Genomic DNA, 19,267 nt, shown 5'->3' with positions numbered 1-19,267 from the left:
CGAATAAATTCAACAAAAAATAAGTTGGATACTGTCATAATCTATTGTTAATACGACTGTTCGTAAATTTGAATAAATATATTTTGATGTCAAATCATCAAAAAGGCATGATACAACTACAAAATGATGAGTTATCATCATTTATTTTCATTCTTCGGCGATGGCTGAAGATCGGTCTCAGCCATCAGGCATCATTATAAGATATAGAAAGAAAAGTGCAGAATGCGCGGCCGGAGCAGGCGGTCCGGCCTCGGCTAAGGCCGGACGGGAACGGGCCCGGAAGCCCGCTCACTCGCCGAGGAGTTTCTTCCAGCAGCTCTCGATGAGCGCGTTCTTGGCGCGGACGGTCTCCTCGCGGCGCATGCTGTCCTGCATGGACAGGGTCAGCTCCACATCAGTGGATGCGGGGGAGGTGCCGCCATAGGAGTCCCTCCTCTCCACGCAGTTCTTCACGGAGATGGACGCAAAGACATCGCTGTCGATGAGGGGCGAGAACTTCCTGAACTCGTCGAGGGTGAGGTTGTCGAGGACGGTCTTCTTCTCGATGCAGTACCTCACGGCCGCCCCGACGATGCCGTGGGCCTCCCTGAACGGGACGCCTTTGGTGACCAGGTAATCCGCGAGGTCGGTGGCGTTGATGAACCCGGACTTCGTCGCTTCGAGCATCCTGCTCTCGTTGAACTTCAGCGTCGAGACGACGTTCGCCATCATGCGCGCGCAGGCCACGACGGTGTCGAGGGCGTCCATGACGGGACGCTTGTCCTCCTGGAGGTCGCGGTTGTAGGACAGCGGGAGCCCTTTGGTCTCGGTGAGCATGTTCATGACCGCTCCCACCGAGATGCCGGTCCTCCCGCGGACGAGCTCGCAGATGTCTGGGTTCTTCTTCTGCGGCATGATGGACGAGCCAGTGGAGTACCTATCGTCCATCTCGACGAACCCGAACTCCTGGGTGTTCCACAGGACCAGCTCCTCGGCGAGCGAGGACATCGAGACCGCCGCCATGGCGCAGTCGAAGGCGATCTCCGTCACATGGTCGCGGGAGCGACCGAGTCCATCGAGTTCTCGGTGGGGTCGCGGAAGCCGAGGAGGTCGGAGGTCATCTTCCTGTCGATCGGGTAGGTGGTGCCGGCGAGGGCGGCCGCCCCCAGCGGGCACCTGTCCATCCTGTCGAGGGCGTCCAGGAAGCGGTCGGAGTCCCTGCCGAGCCTGAACGCATGCGCCAGCATGTGCTGGGCGAGCGTCACCGGCTGGGCGTGCTGCATATGCGTGTATCCGGGGAGGATGACGTCGCGGTTCTTCGAAGCGACGTCCTGCAGCGCGCGGATCAGCGAGGAGATGGCGTCCACGGCGCCGAGGGCGGCGTCCCGGAGGTACATCCTGTAATCCACGGCCACCTGGTCGTTCCTGCTCCTCCCGGTGTGCAGCTTGCCGCCCGCCGGGCCGATCATCTCGGTCAGCTTGACCTCGATGTTGGTGTGGACATCCTCCAGGCCGTAGTCCATCTCGAGCTTCCCGGCCGCCAGGTCGCCGGCCAGCTTCCTGAGGCCGGCCGTGATCGAGTCCGCGTCGTCGGCGGGTATGATGCGGCATGCTTTCAGCATGCTCACATGGGCGAGGGACCCCATGATGTCGTAGAACGCCATCCTGGAGTCGATCTCGACCGAGGAGGTGAAGGCCAGCGTCCCGCTGTCCATCCCGTCCTTGAACCTTCCTGACCAAAGTGCCTTCCCGGGCATCTCAGATCACTGCTTCTTGCTCTTGCCTTTGGCGCCGGCATGCGCCCTGGCCGCGGTCTGATCGGGCAGGCCCCAAACGTAGATGAACCCCATCGCGGCCTTGTGGTCGAAGGTGTCGACGGTGTCCTTGGAGTAGGTGGCCAGGCCCTGGTCGTAGAGGGACACGGGGCTCTTCCTCCCGACCACGGTGACGCTGCCCTTGTAGAGCTTCACGCGCACCGTGCCGGTGACGTATTCCTGCGTCTTGTCGATGAAGGCGTTGACGGGCTCCCTGAGGCCGCCGAACCACTGGCCGTCATAGACGATGCGGGTGAACTTCTGCTCGACGATCCTCTTGAAGTCGAGCACCTCGCGCTGCAGGCACATGGCCTCCATCGCTTTGTGCGCCGCGATGATGACGACGGCCGCAGGGCACTCGTAGGTCTCGCGGCTCTTTATGCCGACGAGCCTGTCCTCGACGTGGTCGATCCTCCCCACGCCGTTGTCCCCGGCGATCTTGTCGAGCTTCTCGATGAGCGTGACCCCGTCGGTCTTCTTCCCGTTCAGGGACACCGGGACGCCCTTCTCGAAGCCGATCTCGATGTAGGTCGGCTCGTCGGGGGCCTTATCAGGGTCGACGGTGTGCGCCCACACGCCGGCAGGAGGCTCGCTCCAGGCGTCCTCGAGCGCTCCGCACTCGCAGCTGGCGCCCCAGAGGTTCTCGTCCCTGGAGTAGGGGCTGTTCTTCTTGGCCTTGATCTCGATGCCGTGCTCGGCGGCGTAGTCGATCTCCTCGTCCCTGCTGACGACCCATTCCCTCTGCGGGGCCAGGATCTTGAGGTCGGGGTTCTGGGCGACGATGCCCGCGTCGAAGCGGACCTGGTCGTTCCCCTTCCCGGTGCATCCGTGGGCGATGTACTTCGCGCCCACTTTCTCGGCGACCTCGACCAGCGTCTTGGCCATCAGGGGCCTGGCGATGGCGGTGCTGAGGGGGTAGACGTCCTGGTACAGGCCGTTAGCCTTGACCAGCGGCCATACGTAGTTCTCGACGAACTCCTTCCTCACGTCGATGAACATGGCGTCCACCGCCCCGTTCCTCTTGGCACGGGCGATGATGTCGTCCTCGGCCTTGGGCTGGCCGACATCTACGGAGACCGCGACGACGTCTACGTTGTAGTTCTCCGAGAGCCAGTGGATGTCAACGGAGGTGTCCAGTCCTCCGGAGTACGCGAGGACGACCTTGTCCCTTCCGGATTCCCCGGCCTTGCCGGCGGTGCCTTTCTTCGCCTGCTCCTTCTTAGCCGCTTTAGCTGCTGCCATATGTTCCAGACCATAGCGTCTTTTCATTTATAGATAGCCGATGCGCGCGCATGCGCGGGGCTCTTCCGGGGCCGCGTCCGGGCAGGGGTGCTTTTCTGTCTCCCTGGGAATCTCAGGTCGACATACCGTCGGTGCCGTCGCAGTTCTGACGGTTCCGACAGAATGTGTCGTTTTTCAGACATCATATTTTTAACCCTGTCGGAAGTGGTCTTCCATCATCGAAAGCAGGGAACGGCCATGGTCTACAGGGTTGGAATCATCGGAGGAACTGGTTACACGGGGAGCGAGCTGTCCCGCCTTCTCGTGAAGCATCCCGACGTGGAGCTCGCGGCCCTCACCAGCCGCTCGAACGCCGGGAAGAAGGTCTCGTCGGTCCACGGGTTCCTCAGGGGGTACACCGACATCTCGTTCACCGAGAAGATCTCGGACACCGAGGACCTGGACCTGGTGCTGGTGGCCACCCCCTACGGGGTCGCCATGGACGAGGTCCCCGCCCTGCGCGCCCAGGGCATCAAGTGCATCGACCTGTCCGGGGACTACCGCTTCAGCGACCCTGCCCTCTATCAGAAGTACTACGGCAAGGAGCATACCGACCCGGAGGGCATGAAGGAGGCCGTCTACGGGCTCCCGGAGCTCTTCCGCAACAATATCAAGGGGGCGGGCCTGGTGGCCAATCCGGGCTGCTTCGCCACCTCCGCGATACTCGCGATAGCCCCGATCATGAAATCAGGCCTCGTCTTCCCCGACGTCTTCGTAGACGGGAAGAGCGGGACGTCCGGGGCCGGCATGACGCCGTCCCCCCGCCTCCACCATCCGTACTGCGGCGAATCGGTCATCCCGTACAAAGTGGGGACCCACCGCCACCAGCCGGAGATGGACATGGCCGTCGGGATGTTCGCCGGGACCGGCTGCGACATCGCCTTCGTCCCCAACCTGGTCCCGATAGTCCGCGGGATCATCTCGGCCTGCTACATGAGGCTCAGGGACGGCGCGCCGCAGGAGGACATAGACGCAGTGTACGAGGCGCAGTACGGGAAGGAGCGCTTCGTGCACTATGTGGAGAACCCGTCGATCCGCGATGTCGTCGGGTCCAACCATGCCCAGGTGGGGGCCGTCAGACTGGACGGGGACCGCCTGGTCGCCTTCGGCGTGCTCGACAACCTCGTCAAGGGGGCGTCCGGGCAGGCCGTGCAGAACATGAACCTGATGCTGGGGCTGCCGGAGTCCGACGGCCTCGACTTCCCGGGTCTCGGAGTGTGAATTGAATGGTAGAGATTATCGACGGGGGCATAACGACCCCCCAGGGTTTCAAAGCGGCCGGGGTGCACAGCGGAGTCAAGTACCGCTCCCTCGACCTGGGGCTCCTCTATTCCGAGGTCCCGGCGACTGCGTTCAAGGCGTTCACCTCAAACAAGGTCAAGGCGGCGCCCGTGCAGCTCATGATGAAGCAGAACTCCCCCAAGCTGTCGGCCGTGGTCGTCAACAGCGGGAACGCGAACGCCCTCACCGGCCGCCGCGGCCTGGAGGATGCGGAGACCATGCAGAGGGCGGTCGCCGCCGAGCTCAACCTCGAGCCGACTCAGGTGGGGGTCATGTCCACCGGCCTCATCGGCCGTTTCATGGACATGCACAAGATCCAGTACGGCATCTCGAAGGCCGCCAGGCAGCTAGACGTCGGCCGCGAGGCGGACGGCCTGCTCTGCGAGGCCATCATGACCACCGACACCGTGAAGAAGGAATGCTCGGTCCGCGTCCGCCTGGGCGACGGCACCCTGGTCTACGTGTCCGCGATCTCCAAAGGCAGCGGCATGATCGCGCCCCACCTGAAGGTGCTCCACGGGACCACGCTGACGATGATCACCACCGACGCGGTCCTGACCCCCAAGTTCCAGGACACGTTCCAGCAGATCCTCGACGATTCCCTCAACATGGTGTCCGTGGACGGCGACCAGTCCACCAACGACACCTGCCTGATGCTCGCCAACGGCCTCGCCGGGGGCGAGGCGGCCGACGACGACCCGGCCTTCGCCGACGCCCTGCGCATGGTCATGACCAAGATCGCCAAGACCATCGCCATGGACGGAGAAGGTGCCAGCAAGCTCGTCACCGTGGAGGTCACCGGGGCCGAGAGCGACTCCGACGCCCGCAAGGTCGTCAAGACCATCATCAACTCCCCGCTCGTGAAGGCGGCCATCTTCGGCGCCGACCCGAACTACGGGCGCATAATGATGGCCCTCGGGAACAGCGGGGTCAACTTCAACCTCGACGAGGTCCACCTGACCATCAAAGGCGGCGACATGGAGGTCCCCATCCTCGACTCGGGCGCGCCCGTGTTCCAGGAGGAGAGGTCCGTCGAGGTCGTGAGGATGGCCATGGACAACAAGGAGGTCATCTTCCAGCTGGACCTCGGAGTGGGCAACGGGAAGGCCACCGGATGGGGCTGCGACCTCACCTACGATTACGTCCGCATCAACGCGGAGTACGCATCCTGAGAGATGGGCATGCGCGAGATCTATCTGGTGAAGTTCGGCGGGAACGCCCTCGGCGAGGGGGGCCTGGAGAAGCTCTGCGCTGAGGCCGCCGAGCTCCAGAAGGAGGGGATCAGCCTGGTGTTCGTGCACGGCGGAGGCCCCGCCATCAATGCCGAGCTCGAGAGGCGCGGCATCGTGCCCAAGAAGGTCGCCGGCAAGCGCATCACCGACGGGCCGACGATGGAGGTGGTGGAGAGTGTCCTCCGCAGCATCAACGGAGACATCGTGGCCGCCATGGAGAAAGCGGGGGTCAGATGCGTCGGCATGCCGGGCTACTTCGTGGCCGAGAGCAGGAAGGACGAGCCCATGACCGTCATCGACGAGGGGAAGGAGATGTTCGTGGATTATGGTCTCACCGGGGTTCCCGTGAAGGTGGACGCGCAGGTCATCTACGACCTCGTCGACGACGGCGTGGCACCTGTCATCTATCCCGTCGGGTCGGACGGGACCCAGCATCTCAACGTGAACGCCGACACCATGGCCGCGGCCGTGGCCGCCGCGGCAGGGGTGAAGGAGATGATCGCGGTCACCGATGTCCCCGGGATACTGAGGGACGTGAAGGACCCGTCGTCGAAGATCGACACCGTCACGCTGTCCCAGATCGATGCCATGGTGAAGGACGGCACGATCAGCGGAGGGATGATCCCCAAGGTCATCGCCTGCCGGAAGGCGGTCGAGGCAGGGGCGGAGTCCGTCCGCATGGTCAGCGGCCGCACCGACGGAAGCATAATAACCGGCGCGATAAGAGGGGAGCCGGTGGGCACCCTCATCGTCAAAGGCCGATCGAAGCGGGCATCATCAACCGATCAACAATCATCATTCAAGGGATAAACATGGAATTCGATAAAGTCAAGGAGCTGAGCCAGAGATACCTGTTCCCGAACTACGGTCGCCTGGACCTTGCGTTCGAGAGGGGAGAGGGCTGCTACCTGTACGACGACGAGGGGAAGCAGTACCTCGACACCGTGGCGGGCATCGCCGTCTGCTCCCTCGGGTACTCGCACCCGGAATGGGTCAAGGCCATGCGCGACCAGGTGTCCCACCTGGTGCACGTCTCCAATCTCTACTACATCAAGGAGCAGGCACAGCTGGCACAGCGCATCTCCACCATAACCCCCGAGCCGATCACCCGCACACTGTTCTGCAACAGCGGCGCAGAGGCCAACGAGGGCGCCATGAAGACCGCTGTCCGCTACACCGGGAGGACCAAGATCATGTCCGCCCTGAACGGGTTCCACGGGAGGACCTCGGCCGCCATGGGAGCCACCGGGCAGAAGAACATCCAGAACTCGTTCGAGGCGCTCATCAACAAGGACGCTTACGTCTACTACACCTTCAACGACCTCGAGGATGTCAAAGCGAAGATGACCAAGGACACCGCCGCGCTCATCATCGAGGGCATCCAGGGCGAGTCCGGGGTCCACTCGGCGACCCGCGAGTTCTTCAGAGGCGTCCGCGACCTCTGCACCGACAACGGCACCCTGATGATCGTCGACGAGGTCCAGACCGGAATGGGAAGGACCGGCCAGTGGTGGTGCTGCGATGCCCTGGGTGTCATCCCGGACATCATGACCACCGCCAAGGGCCTGGCCGCGGGCATGCCCATCGGAGCCGTCATGTCCACCGACGAAATCGCTTCTGTCATGACCCCCGGGACCCACGGGACCACCTTCGGCGGCAACCCCCTGGTCACCGCCAGCGGATGCGCCGTCATCGACATCATCAACCGCGAGCACCTCCTCGAGAACGTCAGGACCGTCGGCGAGGCCTGGACCAAGGACCTCAAGGCCCTCCAGGCCGACTTCCCGAACAAGATCGTCGACGTCCGCGGAATGGGCTTCATCCAGGGCGTGGAGATATCCACTCCCGAGGAGGCGGCGTCCATCAGGGACTACATGATCGGCCACCAGGTCCTGGTCAACCTCGCCCACGGCAAGACCGTCAGGCTCATCCCGCCGCTCATCTTCTCGATGAAGCAGAAGGACGACTTCATGAAGGTCTTCTCAGAGGCCGTCGCCCTGCTCTGAAAAACCTTAACGGATATTCTTCCGCGGGGGGCCTGCGGGCCTTCCCGCACCTATTCTACGGGACCTGCCGTAATTGTACATCCTGTCAGAAACAGGACATAAATATCGGAATGTGTTACTTCCCAGATATGGCAGAAACCCCCTCGCGCGAAAGCCTGGCTGAGCGGACCAGGATATACATCGATGCGCACCCGAGCATCAAGGACTGCGTTTCCAAGGGCCTCATCAACTACTCCTCCCTGGCCCGGATGATCATGAAGGACCTGGACGTGGAGAACGAGGAGGCCGTCATGATCGCCTGCAGGCGCTACGCCACCAAGCTCAGCGTCACCACCGACCATGAGCTCGCCATCCTCACCGTCCTCAAGGACAGCAGGCTCGAGATGAGGACGAAGACCTGCATCGTCACCGCCAAGAACGACTGGACCGTCCTCCACAAGATGGACAGCCTGTTCAAGGACCTCTGGAACGAGAACTCCATCATGCAGTGCGTGCAGTCGGCCAGCGCCGTCACCATCATCGCCGACCGCATGCTCAGGGACAGGATCATGGACACCGTCGGCAGGTTCAACATCATCAAGGTGAGGGAGAACCTCGTCGAGATCGTGGTGAAGTCCCCCGAGAAGATCGTCGATACCGCCGGGGTCATCGCCTACCTGATCACCAATCTCTCCGATGCCGGCATCAACATCGAGGAGACCGTCTCCTGCCACACCGACACCATCTTCATAGTCGACGAGCCGGACATGATCAGCGCCTACTCGGTGCTGACCAAGTGCATCCAGTCCGCCGAGGACACTGTCGGCGGCAAGAGCTGAGCCCTTTCCGCGAGGGGTTCCATTTTTATAGGGTTCGCCATAGGGAAGGGACATGCGGGGCATCCGCCCCGCCGGAGCTGTTAACACGGTCACCTTCGAAGAACTGGGCGTCAGGCCCGAGATAGCCCGCGCCGCCGAGGCGCTGGGTTGGGCGGAGCCCACACGCGTGCAGGCCGAGGCCATACCCGCGGCCCTTTCGGGCAGGGACATCATCGCAAAGGCCCAGACCGGCACCGGGAAGACCGGGGCGTACGCCATGGCCGCCCTCTCCCGCACCGAGGGGGGCCGCCACCGGCCTTCTGTCCTGGTCATCGTCCCCACCCGCGAGCTCGCCCTGCAGGTGGAGCTGGAGTTCAGGAAGCTCTCGAAGACGTCCCGCCACTACAGCCTCGCCGTGTACGGCGGAGCGGACATGAGGCAGCAGGCCGAGGCCATCCGCAGGGGGGCGGACGTCATCGTCGGCACCCCCGGGCGCCTCCGGGACATGTGCGAGAGGGGCATCCTCTCGCTCGATTCCGCGGAGGAAGCGGTGATCGACGAGGCCGACCGCATGATGGAGATGGGGTTCGAGGAGGACCTGAACGCGGTGCTGGCACATCTTCCGGAGGGCCGCCACACCATGATGTTCTCGGCCACCATGACCCCTTCCGTCGAGAGGCTGGAGCAGAGCCTGCTGCATGATCCGGTGACCATAGATGCCACCGAGGGGAACGTCCTCTCCGGTCTCACCAGGCAGTACGTCATCATGTGCAGGCGCGAGGAGAAACGCGGCGTCCTGCGCGCCGTCCTGGCCCGCGGGAACCCCAAGGCGATCGTCTTCTGCGCCACCAAGACCATGGTCGACACCCTCTACGAGGAGATGAGGGACGACCGCAGGGTGGGGACCCTCCACGGCGACATGCCCCAGGAGCTCAGGGAGAGGGTGGTCAGGAAGTTCAGGGACAACAGGACGCTCGTGCTCATCGCGACGGACGTGGCCGCCAGGGGCCTGGACATCGAGGACGTCGACCTGGTGGTGAACTTCGACGCCCCGTCCCGGGCGGAATCCTACATCCACAGGATCGGCAGAACCGGGAGGGCCGGCAGGGAGGGCACCGCTGTCACCATAGCCACCCGCAGGGACATGGACCGCATCCGCCTGTTCGAGGACGCCACCGACGTGCGCATCCGCAGGATAGAGCCGGAGGACCTCGAGGAGTTCTCCGAGCCGCATGAGGTGGTCCATCATGAGCGCAGGGCCCGCCCCCGCCCGGACAAGGGCCCGGACCAGCCCCCCAAGAAGAAGCCGTCGGGCAGGGCGCCGGACACGGTGTCACTCATCATCAATCTCGGTAAGAAGGACGGGATGACCAGGACCCGGATCGCGGACATGGTCCGCAAGAGGGCCGGCCTCCCTGACGAGGCGGTCGGCAAGGTCGGGCTCGGGGATGAATCGTCCTTCGTCGAGGTCGATGCCATGACCGCTGACGCGGTCATCGACTGCGTGGACGGCACCGTCTGCGAAGGGAAGGACGTCACCTGCGACTACGCTCCGGAGAAGGAGAGCTTCGAGGAGAGCGTGGCCAGGAAGAAGAAGGAGAAGAGGCGATGGCGGGGTCTTCTTCCGCAATCGGAACCAGAAGCGCGCCCTGGAGGCCGCCTCGGGGAGCTCGGGGACACTGCCTCCAAGGCCGTCTCCTCTAAGACCCAGAAGGAGATAGACAGGGCCGTGGCATATTGGAGCGCCCATCTCAAGGACCGTTCCGACACGCTCGCGCTCGGCCTGAACATCATAGAGATGGCATCCGCGTCCTCGGCCCCCAAGAACTTCGCGGCCGCCGATTATCAGATCGAGAAGTTCGTTGGCGGGTACTTCGTCCTGCGCCCGTGATGCGCTTCCCGCTCCTCTGCCCTCGAAGTCGTCCTTAAAGTAATAGAAGGGCGTTAGGGAGGACGATTCGAATGGGACTGTTCGGCAGGAAGGGGAAGAAGGGGGCGGACGCGCCCGAGCTCCCGGACATACCGGCGGACGCTCCGTGGAGCAGCTTCGCGGACGCCGCCGGCAGGCAGTGGCGTTCCGGCGACCTCAGGGGCGCCGTGGTCCTGTGGAAGCAGTCCGCCGACCGCTGGGACGGGAAGGACGAGGGGTTCCTGCGCGTTTACCGGGGCATCCCCCGCCGTTTCTCTGAGAAGGTGGTGTCGGATATCTCCAAGGGCGTGCTGCACCCGTGCCATCAGCTCGCCGAGCTGGAATCCTACATGTCCCTGAAGTTCCCGGATGTGACGGCATCCGTCTGCCGCGAGTCCTTCGACTCGGTCTCCTCGAAGCTGGACAGGATGGACTCGGACGACCATGTGGTCCTCCTCTGCATGAACTGCTTCTACCTCCAGATCGGGAGGATGGGATGGGCGGCGGACATCCGCGACGTGCCCCTCTTCTGCCGTTCCGCCTCCGCCCTGGCGGAACGCTCCGAGGGCGCCGCCGAAAAGCATGCCTCCGAAGGGTACATGGGGAGCATGAACGTCAAGATGGCCGTGCGCACGCTGGCACTTTACAAGGGCTTCTTCGACCAGCTGTCGCAGGACACCGAGGAGGCGGTCAGGTCGAGGCCGCTGGAGGACATAGAATCAGCTGTCGCATACTGGAGCTCCGCTCCTGCCGACAGGACCCTCCGTCTGGCCGAGGGGCTGAATGCCGTCGGCAGGGGAGCGTCCGCGGGCATAACGAGATCGAACCGCCGTTCGGCGGACGCCGCGATATCCGCGTTCATAGAGGAGTACTTCGGGAAAGGGAGTTCCCGCTGACTGCAGCGCAAACGTTTAACCGGGCGACCGGGCCTAGAAGGTAATGACGATGTTCGGAAGGAAGAAGGAAGAGGAAAAGGAGACAGCATACGACATCCCGGTCATAGCGGACGATGCGGAATGGAACGCCTGCTTCATAGCGGCGGAATCGATGCTGGCCCACGGGAACCTCTCGAAGGCCGCCGACTTCTGGTCGGACGGCGTAGACCGCTGGGACGGGGAGGACAGGGCCTTCGTCCGCGCCTACGGGGAGATACCCCGCAAGGCGGCGGCCGCCTGCATCGCCGCCGTCGAGCCCGGCACCGTGTACCCGGTGCCCGCGATGGCCAGGGTGGAAACGGAGATGGAGATCAAGCATCCCGGGATCGAAGCTGGCTCCGTCACCGGCGAGATGTTCAGGATCATAGCCTCCGAGGTCCCGCGTGCGCAGGACCCGCAGGACGTCGTCGTCCTGTACATGAACTGCTGCTACCTCGACATGGGGTACATAGGCTGGGCGGCGGACATCCGCGACGTGCCGATCAAGTGCCGGGACTGCATAGACCTCGGCGCGACGGCCGCCGAGACGATATCCGCCATGAACCCCTCTAAGAAGAGGTTCAAGATGGACAAGAAGATGTCAAACCGCTCCGTCCTGCTCTTCAGGCAGTTCTTCAACAGCCTGAACGACGCTGCGACCCTCTCCATCGATGGGAAGTCGCTTCCGGAGATCGAGAAGGCCGTGATGTACTGGGAATGCAACCGCACCGACAGGGCCGGGTACCTCGCCGACGGGCTCGACGACATGAGCCGCTACGCCATGTCGACCAAGCTGACCGCCAAGAAGCACCTCGCCTCCTGCCATGGGCACATCGCCGATTTCGTCGACGGTTATTTCGATATGGAGCCTCCGGCCCCCAGGGAGCCTAAGGCGCAGAGAGTGAAGAACGCCGGATGAGGGGCCGCGAACTGGTCTCCGTCTGCACGTCCGCGGCGGAGGCCCTGCTGTCGTTCACCGGGGCCAACGGGACCAATCTCTCTGTAGCAGAGGTTGAGTCGTACCATACGTCCGGGAAGGAGCACATCATCCTCGTGCTCGCCCGCCCCATCGAGGATACCGACGGGCTCAGGATCAGGATCGAGGACCTCTGCGTCACCGCGGAGGCGGAGATCCTCTTCTACGACAGGGACAGCCGCACCTTGGCGGCGAAGGTCCCAGCCTGGGTGTTCAACGTGGCTTCCGAGGAGGGGCACAGGTTCAGCATAGAGACGGACCTGTCCTTCCTGGTCAGGAACCTCAAGGAATATTACGAGCGCTTCGGGGAGTCGGTGTCCCTGCCCCGTTCGGCCCCGTGCATCGCCGGGGATGCCGTGCCTTGGCCCGACGGCCCCGCCCCTACCCCGGAGCAGAGGGAGGCGGTCCGCGCGGTGCTTTCGTCCCCCATGTCATATGTGTGGGGAGCTCCCGGCACCGGGAAGACCCAGGAGGTCCTCGCAGCTTCCGTCTCCGCTTATCTTGCAAAGGGGAGGAGGGTAGCGGTGATCGCTCCGACCAACAACGCCGTGGAGCAGGTACTGCGCGGGCTCATAAGCGCCATCGGCCGCAGCAGGGAGCTGTCGGGGCTGGACCCGGCGAAGGCCATCATCCGCCTGGGGACGGCGACCGAGCCGTTCGCCTCGGAGTATCCCGGCATATGCGAGGGGAAGGGCATCCGCGCCATCGCGGACAAGCGCAGGAAGGATGCGGACCTTCTCAGGAAGGTCCTCGCCGAGCGCCGCCGCGATTCCGTCCGCGGCGAGGTCGCAGAGCTCATGTCCATGCAAAAAGGGGCGAGCGCGGGAAGCCTTTCTCCGACAGGATCGCCTCGCTCTCCCGGAGGCTGGAGGGCGACAGGGAGGCCTCTGCGCTGCTGGCACGTGCGGAAAAAGGCGACGGCAATGCACTGGGAGAACTTCAGAGGGTGATGTACGGGCGCGACCGTCCGGCGGGCTCGATCCCTTAGTACGCCGGATGCACGGACATGCAGATCGGTGCGAGGATCGAGGAGCTGGAGTCTCAGGCGGCCGCCCTCACTGCATCGGCGGTCGACCGCGATCCGAAGGACGCGCTGATAATCGCCTGCACCCCGCAGATATGCATGTCGCGCTTCCTGCCGAACGGCGCCGAAGGGGACAAGCCGGCCCTGGATGCCGACCACATATTCATCGACGAGGCCGGGTACTGCGGGGTCCTCCTGAGCACCGCCCTGCTGGCCAACGGCATCCCCGTGACGTTCCTGGGGGACCATAAGCAGCTGCCCCCGGTGTGCACCCTGGAGAAGGAGAGCATGGAGGGATGGGCGGGGAAGGACCCCAAGATGGCCTGGTCCTTCCTCTGGGACATGTCCGCCCTCTACACCGAGGATGTCCTCGCCAGGGATCCGCAGGAGCTTGCCGACATGTACCGCGCAGGGGCGGAGCCCTCTTTCGCCCGCACGGTCAAGCGCGACCTCACCGCCTCCCACCGCTTCGGGGACAACCTCGCCGGGGTCCTCGACCGCTTCGTCTACCGCAACGGCATCAGGGGATTGGCCGAGCATCCGCTGGAGATAATCTGCATTGATGTCAGGTGCGGCCCGAGGAAAGAGCGCATGAACAGGCCGGAGGCCGAGGCCATCTCGGAATGGATCCGGCGCGAGGAGCCTCCCGCAGGGAGCTTCTGCATCCTGACCCCGTACAAGAACCAGTACCGCGTCCTCCGCGACACCATGCCGTGGTCGGAGGGGGACGCCCTGCTGACCGTGCACAAATCCCAGGGGAGGGAATGGGACACGGTCATCCTGAGCGTGCAGGACGGCGAAGACTGCGTCCGCGACGTCCCTCTCAGGTTCACATCCTCATCCACGGCGACGGGCATGAAGGTCATCAACACCGCGGTCTCCCGTGCCAAGAAGAGGCTGGTCATCGTCTGCGACCGCGGTTTCTGGCTCCCCAAGGAAGAGGAGCTGATCGGCGCCTGGTATCGGACAGAGTGTGCCAGCATGTAATATCGTATTCTGACGGCAGGCTGTCCGATTGAAAAAATACAAATAAAATCCGATAGTACGGACGCTCCATGGCACAGAGCAAGAAGCAGCTCTCCAGGAACAAGGCGAACAAAGCCAAGGCCGAAGAGAAGAAGAAGGCCATGAGCTCGGATGACCCTGTCGAGAAGTACAAGGCCATGAAAGAGCTCAAGAAGAAAGGCAAGAAGTGATTCCCGGGCCTTGCTTCGATTTTTCAAAACCATTCCGGGGCCTGATACGTCCCGGGGCATTTGCGAACTATTCGGATCCGATGAAGGGCCGGATGTGCCAGAAATCAAAAGGAGCCACTTGAGGGGTTCGAACCCCCGACCTCATGCTTACAAGGCACGTGCGCTACCAGCTGCGCCAAAGTGGCCTACGGCCTCCATCCGCTCCGGGATATTATACTTTATCGGCGCGTCGCGGACAGGCCAGTATATGCGGGCGGTGTGCCGGCGATAAAAAACCGGCAAGCGCCCTAAGGGGTTTCGGAGGGGCTCGGGCCCCTCCTGGCTCAGTAGGAGATGCCCTCCCAGAGCATGGCGTCGCAGACCTTCTCGAAGCCCGCGATGTTGGCGCCCACCTGGATGTCGCCCTCGAAGCCGTACTTCTTGGCCGCGTTGGCGGAGTTGTGGTAGATGGTGACCATGATGTCGTTGAGCTTCTTGTCGACCTCCTCGAAGGTCCAGGAGAGCCTTGCGGAGTTCTGGCACATCTCGAGGGCAGAGGTGGCGACACCTCCGGCGTTGGCGGCCTTGGCAGGACCGAAGAGGACCTTGTTGGCCTTGTAGACGGCGATCGCCTCAGGAGTGGAAGGCATGTTGGCTCCCTCTCCGACGGCTTTGCATCCGTTCTTCACGAGGATCTCGGCGGACTCGCCGTCGATCTCGTTCTGGGTCGCGCAGGGGAGAGCGATGTCGCACTTGATCGTCCAGATGCCCTTGCAGCCCTCGAAGTACTGGGCCTTCTTCCCGAAGTCGTAGTTGAGGTAGGTCTTTATCCTGTCCCTCTTCTGCTCCTTGATCAGCTGGAGGTTGCGGTAGTCGATGCCGGCGGGGTCGTAGATGTACCCGTTGGAGTCGGAGACAGCGACGACCTTGGCGCCGAGCTCGGTGGCCTTCTGGCAGGCGTAGATGGCGACGTTCCCGGATCCGGAGATGACGACGGTCTTCCCCTTGAAGGACATCTTGTAGTCTTTCATGTACTCCTGCATGAAGTAGCAGAGGCCGAAGCCGGTGGCCTCGGTCCTGGCGAGGGATCCGCCGGCGGGGATGGCCTTGCCGGTGAGGACTCCGGTGAACTCGTTCCTGAGCCTCTTGTACTGGCCGTACATGTAGCCGATCTCCCTTCCGCCGGTTCCGATGTCGCCGGCGGGGACATCGGTGTCGGGGCCGATGTGCCTGTAGAGCTCGGTCATGAAGGACTGGCAGAAGCGCATGATCTCGTTGTCGGACTTGCCCTTGGGGTCGAAGTCGGATCCTCCCTTGCCGCCGCCTATGGGCAGGGTGGTGAGGGAGTTCTTGAAGATCTGCTCGAAGCCGAGGAACTTCAGGATGGACAGGTTGACGGAGGGGTGGAGCCTGAGCCCGCCCTTGTAGGGTCCGATGGCCGAGTTGAACTGGACGCGGTACCCGCGGTTGACGTGGACCTTCCCTTTGTCGTCCATCCAGGGGACGCGGAACATGATGGTCCTCTCGGGCTCGACGAGCCTCTCGATGATGGCGTTCTTCTGGATCTCGGGGCGGGCCTCGACGACGGGCTGCAGGGAGATGAAGACCTCCATGACGGCCTCGAGGAACTCTTTCTGCTCAGGGTAGCGCTTCTTCAGGTCGCGGTAGACGCCCTGAAGGTACTTGTTGCTCAGTTCGTTTTTGATTGATGCCATCAGATTGCCTCTTTTGGTGCTTTTTCGCATCACGATTGTAGTATTTAACAGTTAAATGGCGGAAAAATCGATAAATGATAGTTAATCGTTCAAATTCTACGGAATCCGTATCATATTCGCCGTTTGTCTATTATAATACGTAAAAACTAGACAATTATCCATATGCCCTTGAGACACCTCCGGGCAGGTCCCGGAGCGTGCCGCGGAGGCGTCCGCGGGCCTTTCCCTCCCCTCCTGAAAATAACGTTCAATACACGCGCCCATGGCAAGTTTTAATATAGGCGACGTAATCGCGACGAGCATTCAACCGATATTTTCACGGTGATTCAAAAATGGCAGACAATGCGAAGAAGGTCATCCGCCTTGAGTACAAGGCGTATCTTGCGGACGAGGACAGGCTCTACGACACCACCGACGAGGCGGCGGCGAAAGAAGCGAACATCTACAGCGACAAGGTCAAGTACGCCCCCATGGCGTACATCGTCGGATCCAACAAGCTGTTCCCCGCTCTCGACAAGGCCATCGCGGCCGCCAAGGTCGGAGAGGAGTTCACCGTCGAGGTCCCCGCCGAGGAAGGCGCCGGAGCCAGGAACCCCAAGCTCATCGAGGTCCACTCCGCCAAAGAGTTCTACAGGGAGCAGATCAACCCCATGGTCGGCATGACCGTCACCCTCGGCGGCAGGCCCGGCATCGTCACCGCTGTCGGAGCCGGACGCGTCCGCGTCGACTTCAACAACCAGCTCGCCGGCCACGACCTCAAGTACGTCATGAAGATCTCTGAGGAGATCACCGACAACAACGCCAAGGCCGCCGCCATCATCGAGGCCGACTTCGGCGACGCCTCCGACTTCAAGTTCGAGTTCCCCGGGGACAAGGTCATCGTCACCCTCCCCGAAATCGTCAAGTTCAACCAGACCTGGGTCACCGCCAGGTTCAGAATCGTCTCCGACCTCCGCGAGGCGTTCGGCGTCGACACCGTCGAGTTCGTCGAGATCTGGGCGGCGGCCAAGAAGGACGAGGCCCCCAAGGCCGACGCTCCTGCGGCTGAAGACAAGAACTGAACCAATAAGGATATAAAGCAGGAGCAAATCTCCTGCTTTGCCTTACTGGCAAACGATTTAACTCTGGGCAAGTGGCCTAACCTGGATATGGCAACAGCCTCCTAAGCTGTAGGTTGAGGGTTCGAATCCCTTCTTGCCCGCCATTCTCGCTATCCAGCGTGTATTTTTCGGAAGTCAATAATCTAGCCTGGCCCCGTACCGGCGGAGATGCGCCGGATCCCCTAACCTGCTGCGCCCCGGAGAACGGCCCTATGCAGTCTCTCTCTTAATTCTGTTAATTTGTTAATTATAGATACGTCAGTCATTTTCTAATGCGATACGCTGGCTGTGTCCGTTCCCTGCGCGAAAGCGAACGAGAATCGGGAATTAACAGGAAATTAACTGATTAACAGCATTTCCGCGGGAATGTGATTGCATTAAATTCTGGGAAAATGTCGAATCGGCATGTCCAATATTTTCCGCAGCGACTGCAGGGCGACCGCCCTTGCAGCGGTCCTCCTCATCGCGCTCGCCGCTTTCGCGGGCGCGGCGGTATCGGCGGCGGAGTCCGACGCGGCCTCCGATCCCACATACGGGACGGCGACCGACATCAACATCGCCCCCGGAATGCGCTACACCTGGACCTCGCAGTGGCCGTCGGATCTCAATCCGACGTGCACCATCGAGGTCCAGAAATCGGGCTCCCTTACCGGATCCGATGTGAGCATCGCCACCATCTCAGGCAAGACCCTCACAGTCAACATCCCCTCGAATGCGGCCGTCGGCACCACTTATCACGTCGTCGAGAAGGCGACCACCACCAACCCGGCCCAGACCGCCTATGTCTACATCATCTTCCACGTGGTCGCGAAGCTCTCCGTCAGCGTCTCCGCGCCCAATGTCGTCGCCGGCGGCGCCGTCAGCATCTCCCCCGACCGCTTCCGGTATGGGGACCGTGACGTGGTCCGCGACCGGCATGCCCTCCTGGCTGTCCATCAGCTCGAGCACCGGCAAGATCACCGGCACCGCCCCCTCATCCGCCACCAGTGTGAGCTTCACGCTCACTGCGACATCCAGCTACGGCGAGACCGCCACCCAGACGGTCTCCTTCAAAGTCGTTTCCGGACTGGCCCCGACTAACTCACCGGCCTCCGGCGTCATCATTATGCCAGCGCAGGCGTGATAACATGAACAAACTGAAGAGAATATCCGGTTGCATGCCTGCGGCGGCGGTCCTCATGCTGATCGCTGCCGCCGCGGCCTGCTGCACAGCGATCGCCTCCGACTCCGATGCTGATTCCGAACCGGAGGACTACGGGTCCTTCTGGTCCTACGCCATCACCGTCCAGTACAACCCCCCGGAAGGTTCCGCGCCCGCCGACACCGTGACATACGATTTCGGCGACGGCACCGAGACCGTCACCGGCAACTACGAGGTCGTCAAGCACGTCTACGCCGCCAAAGGGGACTACACGATCACCCAGACCGCCACTAACACCGTCGGATCCGTGACCGCGCAGTGGATCGTCCACATCCTCGGCAACCCCACGGTGACCTACGTTTACGGCCACGATCTGGAAGACAAGGTCGTCACCCAGTCCAACTACGCGCTCGCCCCCGAAGGGGTCGAAGTCCCCGAGATCGACGGCTACACCTTCATGGGCTGGTACACCGACGCCGGGCTCACCCAGTCCGCGGACATGTCCGCTCCCGTGACCGAGCCCATCACCCTCTACGCCAAATGGTCTGAGGACGCGCATCCCGAGACCGTCACCGTCACGATCGCATCGCCCGACGCACCGCTCTCAAGAGCTACTCCATCCCCGTCGGAGGCACCCTCTCGCAGACCGATGTCGCGAAGGATCTCGCCGAGGGCGGCAAGATCTTCGCCGGGCTCTTCACCGATCCGGAGCTCTCTCACAAGTTCGATTTCTCCGCGGGAGTGTCCTCCGACACGACCCTCTACGCCAAGTACACCGACCTCACGGACCGGATGAGCACGGGTGGGCCGCCATCGGCCTGGCAGTCGCCGGCATCATCGCCGTGATCTCCGTCATCGCCGTCAGGCGCCCGGCGCGATCATCATCGGACTCGCGCTGATCGCTGCCGCCGCCCTCGTCCACT

18 protein-coding genes, 2 tRNA genes and 1 pseudogene are annotated in these 19,267 nt (G+C 62.7%); 15 read left to right on the top strand and 6 right to left on the bottom strand.

Annotated features, from left to right (window positions below; translation table 11 throughout):
- Positions 1–288 precede the first annotated feature (288 nt).
- Positions 289–1,694, bottom strand: a pseudogene (gene argH, locus AUQ37_RS12585) (argininosuccinate lyase).
- Between the two features lie 48 nt (positions 1,695–1,742).
- On the bottom strand, positions 1,743–3,035 hold the full coding sequence (locus AUQ37_RS07590; RefSeq protein ID WP_058748080.1) for an argininosuccinate synthase: 1,293 nt from the start codon (positions 3,033–3,035) through the stop codon (positions 1,743–1,745).
- 237 nt (positions 3,036–3,272) lie between these two features.
- Here AUQ37_RS07590 and argC point away from each other — a divergent pair, with 237 nt between their 5' ends.
- The 11 genes from argC to AUQ37_RS10140 all read left to right on the top strand — a co-directional run bounded on the left by argC (position 3,273) and on the right by AUQ37_RS10140 (position 14,409).
- Complete coding sequence (gene argC, locus AUQ37_RS07585) at positions 3,273–4,295, top strand: N-acetyl-gamma-glutamyl-phosphate reductase (protein ID WP_058748079.1); 1,023 nt, start codon at positions 3,273–3,275, stop codon at positions 4,293–4,295.
- A gap of 5 nt (positions 4,296–4,300) precedes the next feature.
- Positions 4,301–5,527 carry a bifunctional ornithine acetyltransferase/N-acetylglutamate synthase gene (gene argJ, locus AUQ37_RS07580; RefSeq protein WP_058748078.1) on the top strand — a complete coding sequence of 409 codons (1,227 nt, stop codon included), beginning with the start codon at positions 4,301–4,303 and terminating at the stop codon, positions 5,525–5,527.
- A 9-nt stretch (positions 5,528–5,536) separates the two neighbouring features.
- Complete coding sequence (argB, locus tag AUQ37_RS07575; protein ID WP_235585013.1) at positions 5,537–6,397, top strand: acetylglutamate kinase; 861 nt, start codon at positions 5,537–5,539, stop codon at positions 6,395–6,397.
- A 2-nt stretch (positions 6,398–6,399) separates the two neighbouring features.
- A complete protein-coding gene (locus AUQ37_RS07570; protein WP_058748076.1) occupies positions 6,400–7,593 on the top strand; it encodes an aspartate aminotransferase family protein in 1,194 nt (397 codons plus the stop codon).
- A gap of 128 nt (positions 7,594–7,721) precedes the next feature.
- A complete protein-coding gene (locus tag AUQ37_RS07565; RefSeq protein WP_235585012.1) occupies positions 7,722–8,411 on the top strand; it encodes an ACT domain-containing protein in 690 nt (229 codons plus the stop codon).
- 52 nt (positions 8,412–8,463) lie between these two features.
- Positions 8,464–10,281: a DEAD/DEAH box helicase gene (locus AUQ37_RS07560; RefSeq protein ID WP_082662471.1), complete on the top strand. Its 1,818-nt coding sequence runs from the start codon at positions 8,464–8,466 to the stop codon at positions 10,279–10,281.
- A gap of 71 nt (positions 10,282–10,352) precedes the next feature.
- Positions 10,353–11,195 carry a hypothetical protein gene (locus AUQ37_RS07555; RefSeq protein WP_058748074.1) on the top strand — a complete coding sequence of 281 codons (843 nt, stop codon included), beginning with the start codon at positions 10,353–10,355 and terminating at the stop codon, positions 11,193–11,195.
- Between the two features lie 43 nt (positions 11,196–11,238).
- Positions 11,239–12,132, top strand: a complete 894-nt coding sequence (locus AUQ37_RS07550) for a hypothetical protein (RefSeq protein WP_058748073.1) — start codon at positions 11,239–11,241, stop codon at positions 12,130–12,132.
- The gene (locus tag AUQ37_RS07545) at positions 12,129–13,139 is read left to right on the top strand and encodes an AAA family ATPase (RefSeq protein WP_058748072.1); all 1,011 of its coding nucleotides are present in this window, start codon (positions 12,129–12,131) and stop codon (positions 13,137–13,139) included. The genes AUQ37_RS07550 and AUQ37_RS07545 overlap by 4 nt, the downstream gene beginning before the upstream one ends.
- A 56-nt stretch (positions 13,140–13,195) precedes the next feature.
- Positions 13,196–14,200 carry an AAA domain-containing protein gene (locus AUQ37_RS07540; RefSeq protein ID WP_058748071.1) on the top strand — a complete coding sequence of 335 codons (1,005 nt, stop codon included), beginning with the start codon at positions 13,196–13,198 and terminating at the stop codon, positions 14,198–14,200.
- Positions 14,201–14,268: 68 nt separating this feature from the next.
- The gene (locus AUQ37_RS10140) at positions 14,269–14,409 is read left to right on the top strand and encodes a hypothetical protein (RefSeq protein ID WP_157844364.1); all 141 of its coding nucleotides are present in this window, start codon (positions 14,269–14,271) and stop codon (positions 14,407–14,409) included.
- A 112-nt stretch (positions 14,410–14,521) separates the two neighbouring features.
- Here the strand turns inward: AUQ37_RS10140 and AUQ37_RS07535 are convergent.
- Both AUQ37_RS07535 and gdhA read right to left on the bottom strand, forming a co-directional pair.
- Positions 14,522–14,594: transfer RNA gene (locus tag AUQ37_RS07535), tRNA-Thr, on the bottom strand.
- Positions 14,595–14,732: 138 nt separating this feature from the next.
- Positions 14,733–16,103, bottom strand: coding sequence for an NADP-specific glutamate dehydrogenase (gdhA, locus tag AUQ37_RS07530; RefSeq protein WP_058748070.1), 1,371 nt, complete (start codon positions 16,101–16,103; stop codon positions 14,733–14,735).
- A 332-nt stretch (positions 16,104–16,435) separates the two neighbouring features.
- Here gdhA and AUQ37_RS07525 point away from each other — a divergent pair, with 332 nt between their 5' ends.
- Both AUQ37_RS07525 and AUQ37_RS07520 read left to right on the top strand, forming a co-directional pair.
- The gene (locus AUQ37_RS07525; protein ID WP_058748069.1) at positions 16,436–17,164 is read left to right on the top strand and encodes a peptidylprolyl isomerase; all 729 of its coding nucleotides are present in this window, start codon (positions 16,436–16,438) and stop codon (positions 17,162–17,164) included.
- 65 nt (positions 17,165–17,229) lie between these two features.
- Positions 17,230–17,307, top strand: a tRNA-Arg gene (locus AUQ37_RS07520).
- Between the two features lie 468 nt (positions 17,308–17,775).
- Here AUQ37_RS07520 and AUQ37_RS13745 read toward each other — a convergent pair.
- Positions 17,776–17,898, bottom strand: a complete 123-nt coding sequence (locus AUQ37_RS13745; RefSeq protein WP_394325625.1) for a hypothetical protein — start codon at positions 17,896–17,898, stop codon at positions 17,776–17,778.
- Between the two features lie 17 nt (positions 17,899–17,915).
- Here AUQ37_RS13745 and AUQ37_RS13740 point away from each other — a divergent pair, with 17 nt between their 5' ends.
- Together AUQ37_RS13740 and AUQ37_RS07510 are read left to right on the top strand one after the other, a co-directional pair.
- Positions 17,916–18,326, top strand: coding sequence for a putative Ig domain-containing protein (locus tag AUQ37_RS13740; RefSeq protein ID WP_082662469.1), 411 nt, complete (start codon positions 17,916–17,918; stop codon positions 18,324–18,326).
- 34 nt (positions 18,327–18,360) lie between these two features.
- Positions 18,361–19,140 carry an InlB B-repeat-containing protein gene (locus tag AUQ37_RS07510; protein ID WP_162262210.1) on the top strand — a complete coding sequence of 260 codons (780 nt, stop codon included), beginning with the start codon at positions 18,361–18,363 and terminating at the stop codon, positions 19,138–19,140.
- On the opposite strand, the gene AUQ37_RS10130 is transcribed toward AUQ37_RS07510, so the two are convergent.
- Positions 19,126–19,266, bottom strand: a complete 141-nt coding sequence (locus AUQ37_RS10130; RefSeq protein WP_157844362.1) for a hypothetical protein — start codon at positions 19,264–19,266, stop codon at positions 19,126–19,128. The two genes, AUQ37_RS07510 and AUQ37_RS10130, sit on opposite strands and share 15 nt — an antisense overlap.
- Between the last annotated feature and the right edge of the window lies 1 nt (position 19,267).

Origin of the sequence: Candidatus Methanomethylophilus sp. 1R26 (assembly GCF_001481295.1) — an archaeon.
Lineage (GTDB): Archaea > Thermoplasmatota > Thermoplasmata > Methanomassiliicoccales > Methanomethylophilaceae > Methanomethylophilus.
Note: the sequence above shows the minus strand (reverse complement) of the source record. Positions and strands in the feature narration are given on the sequence as shown.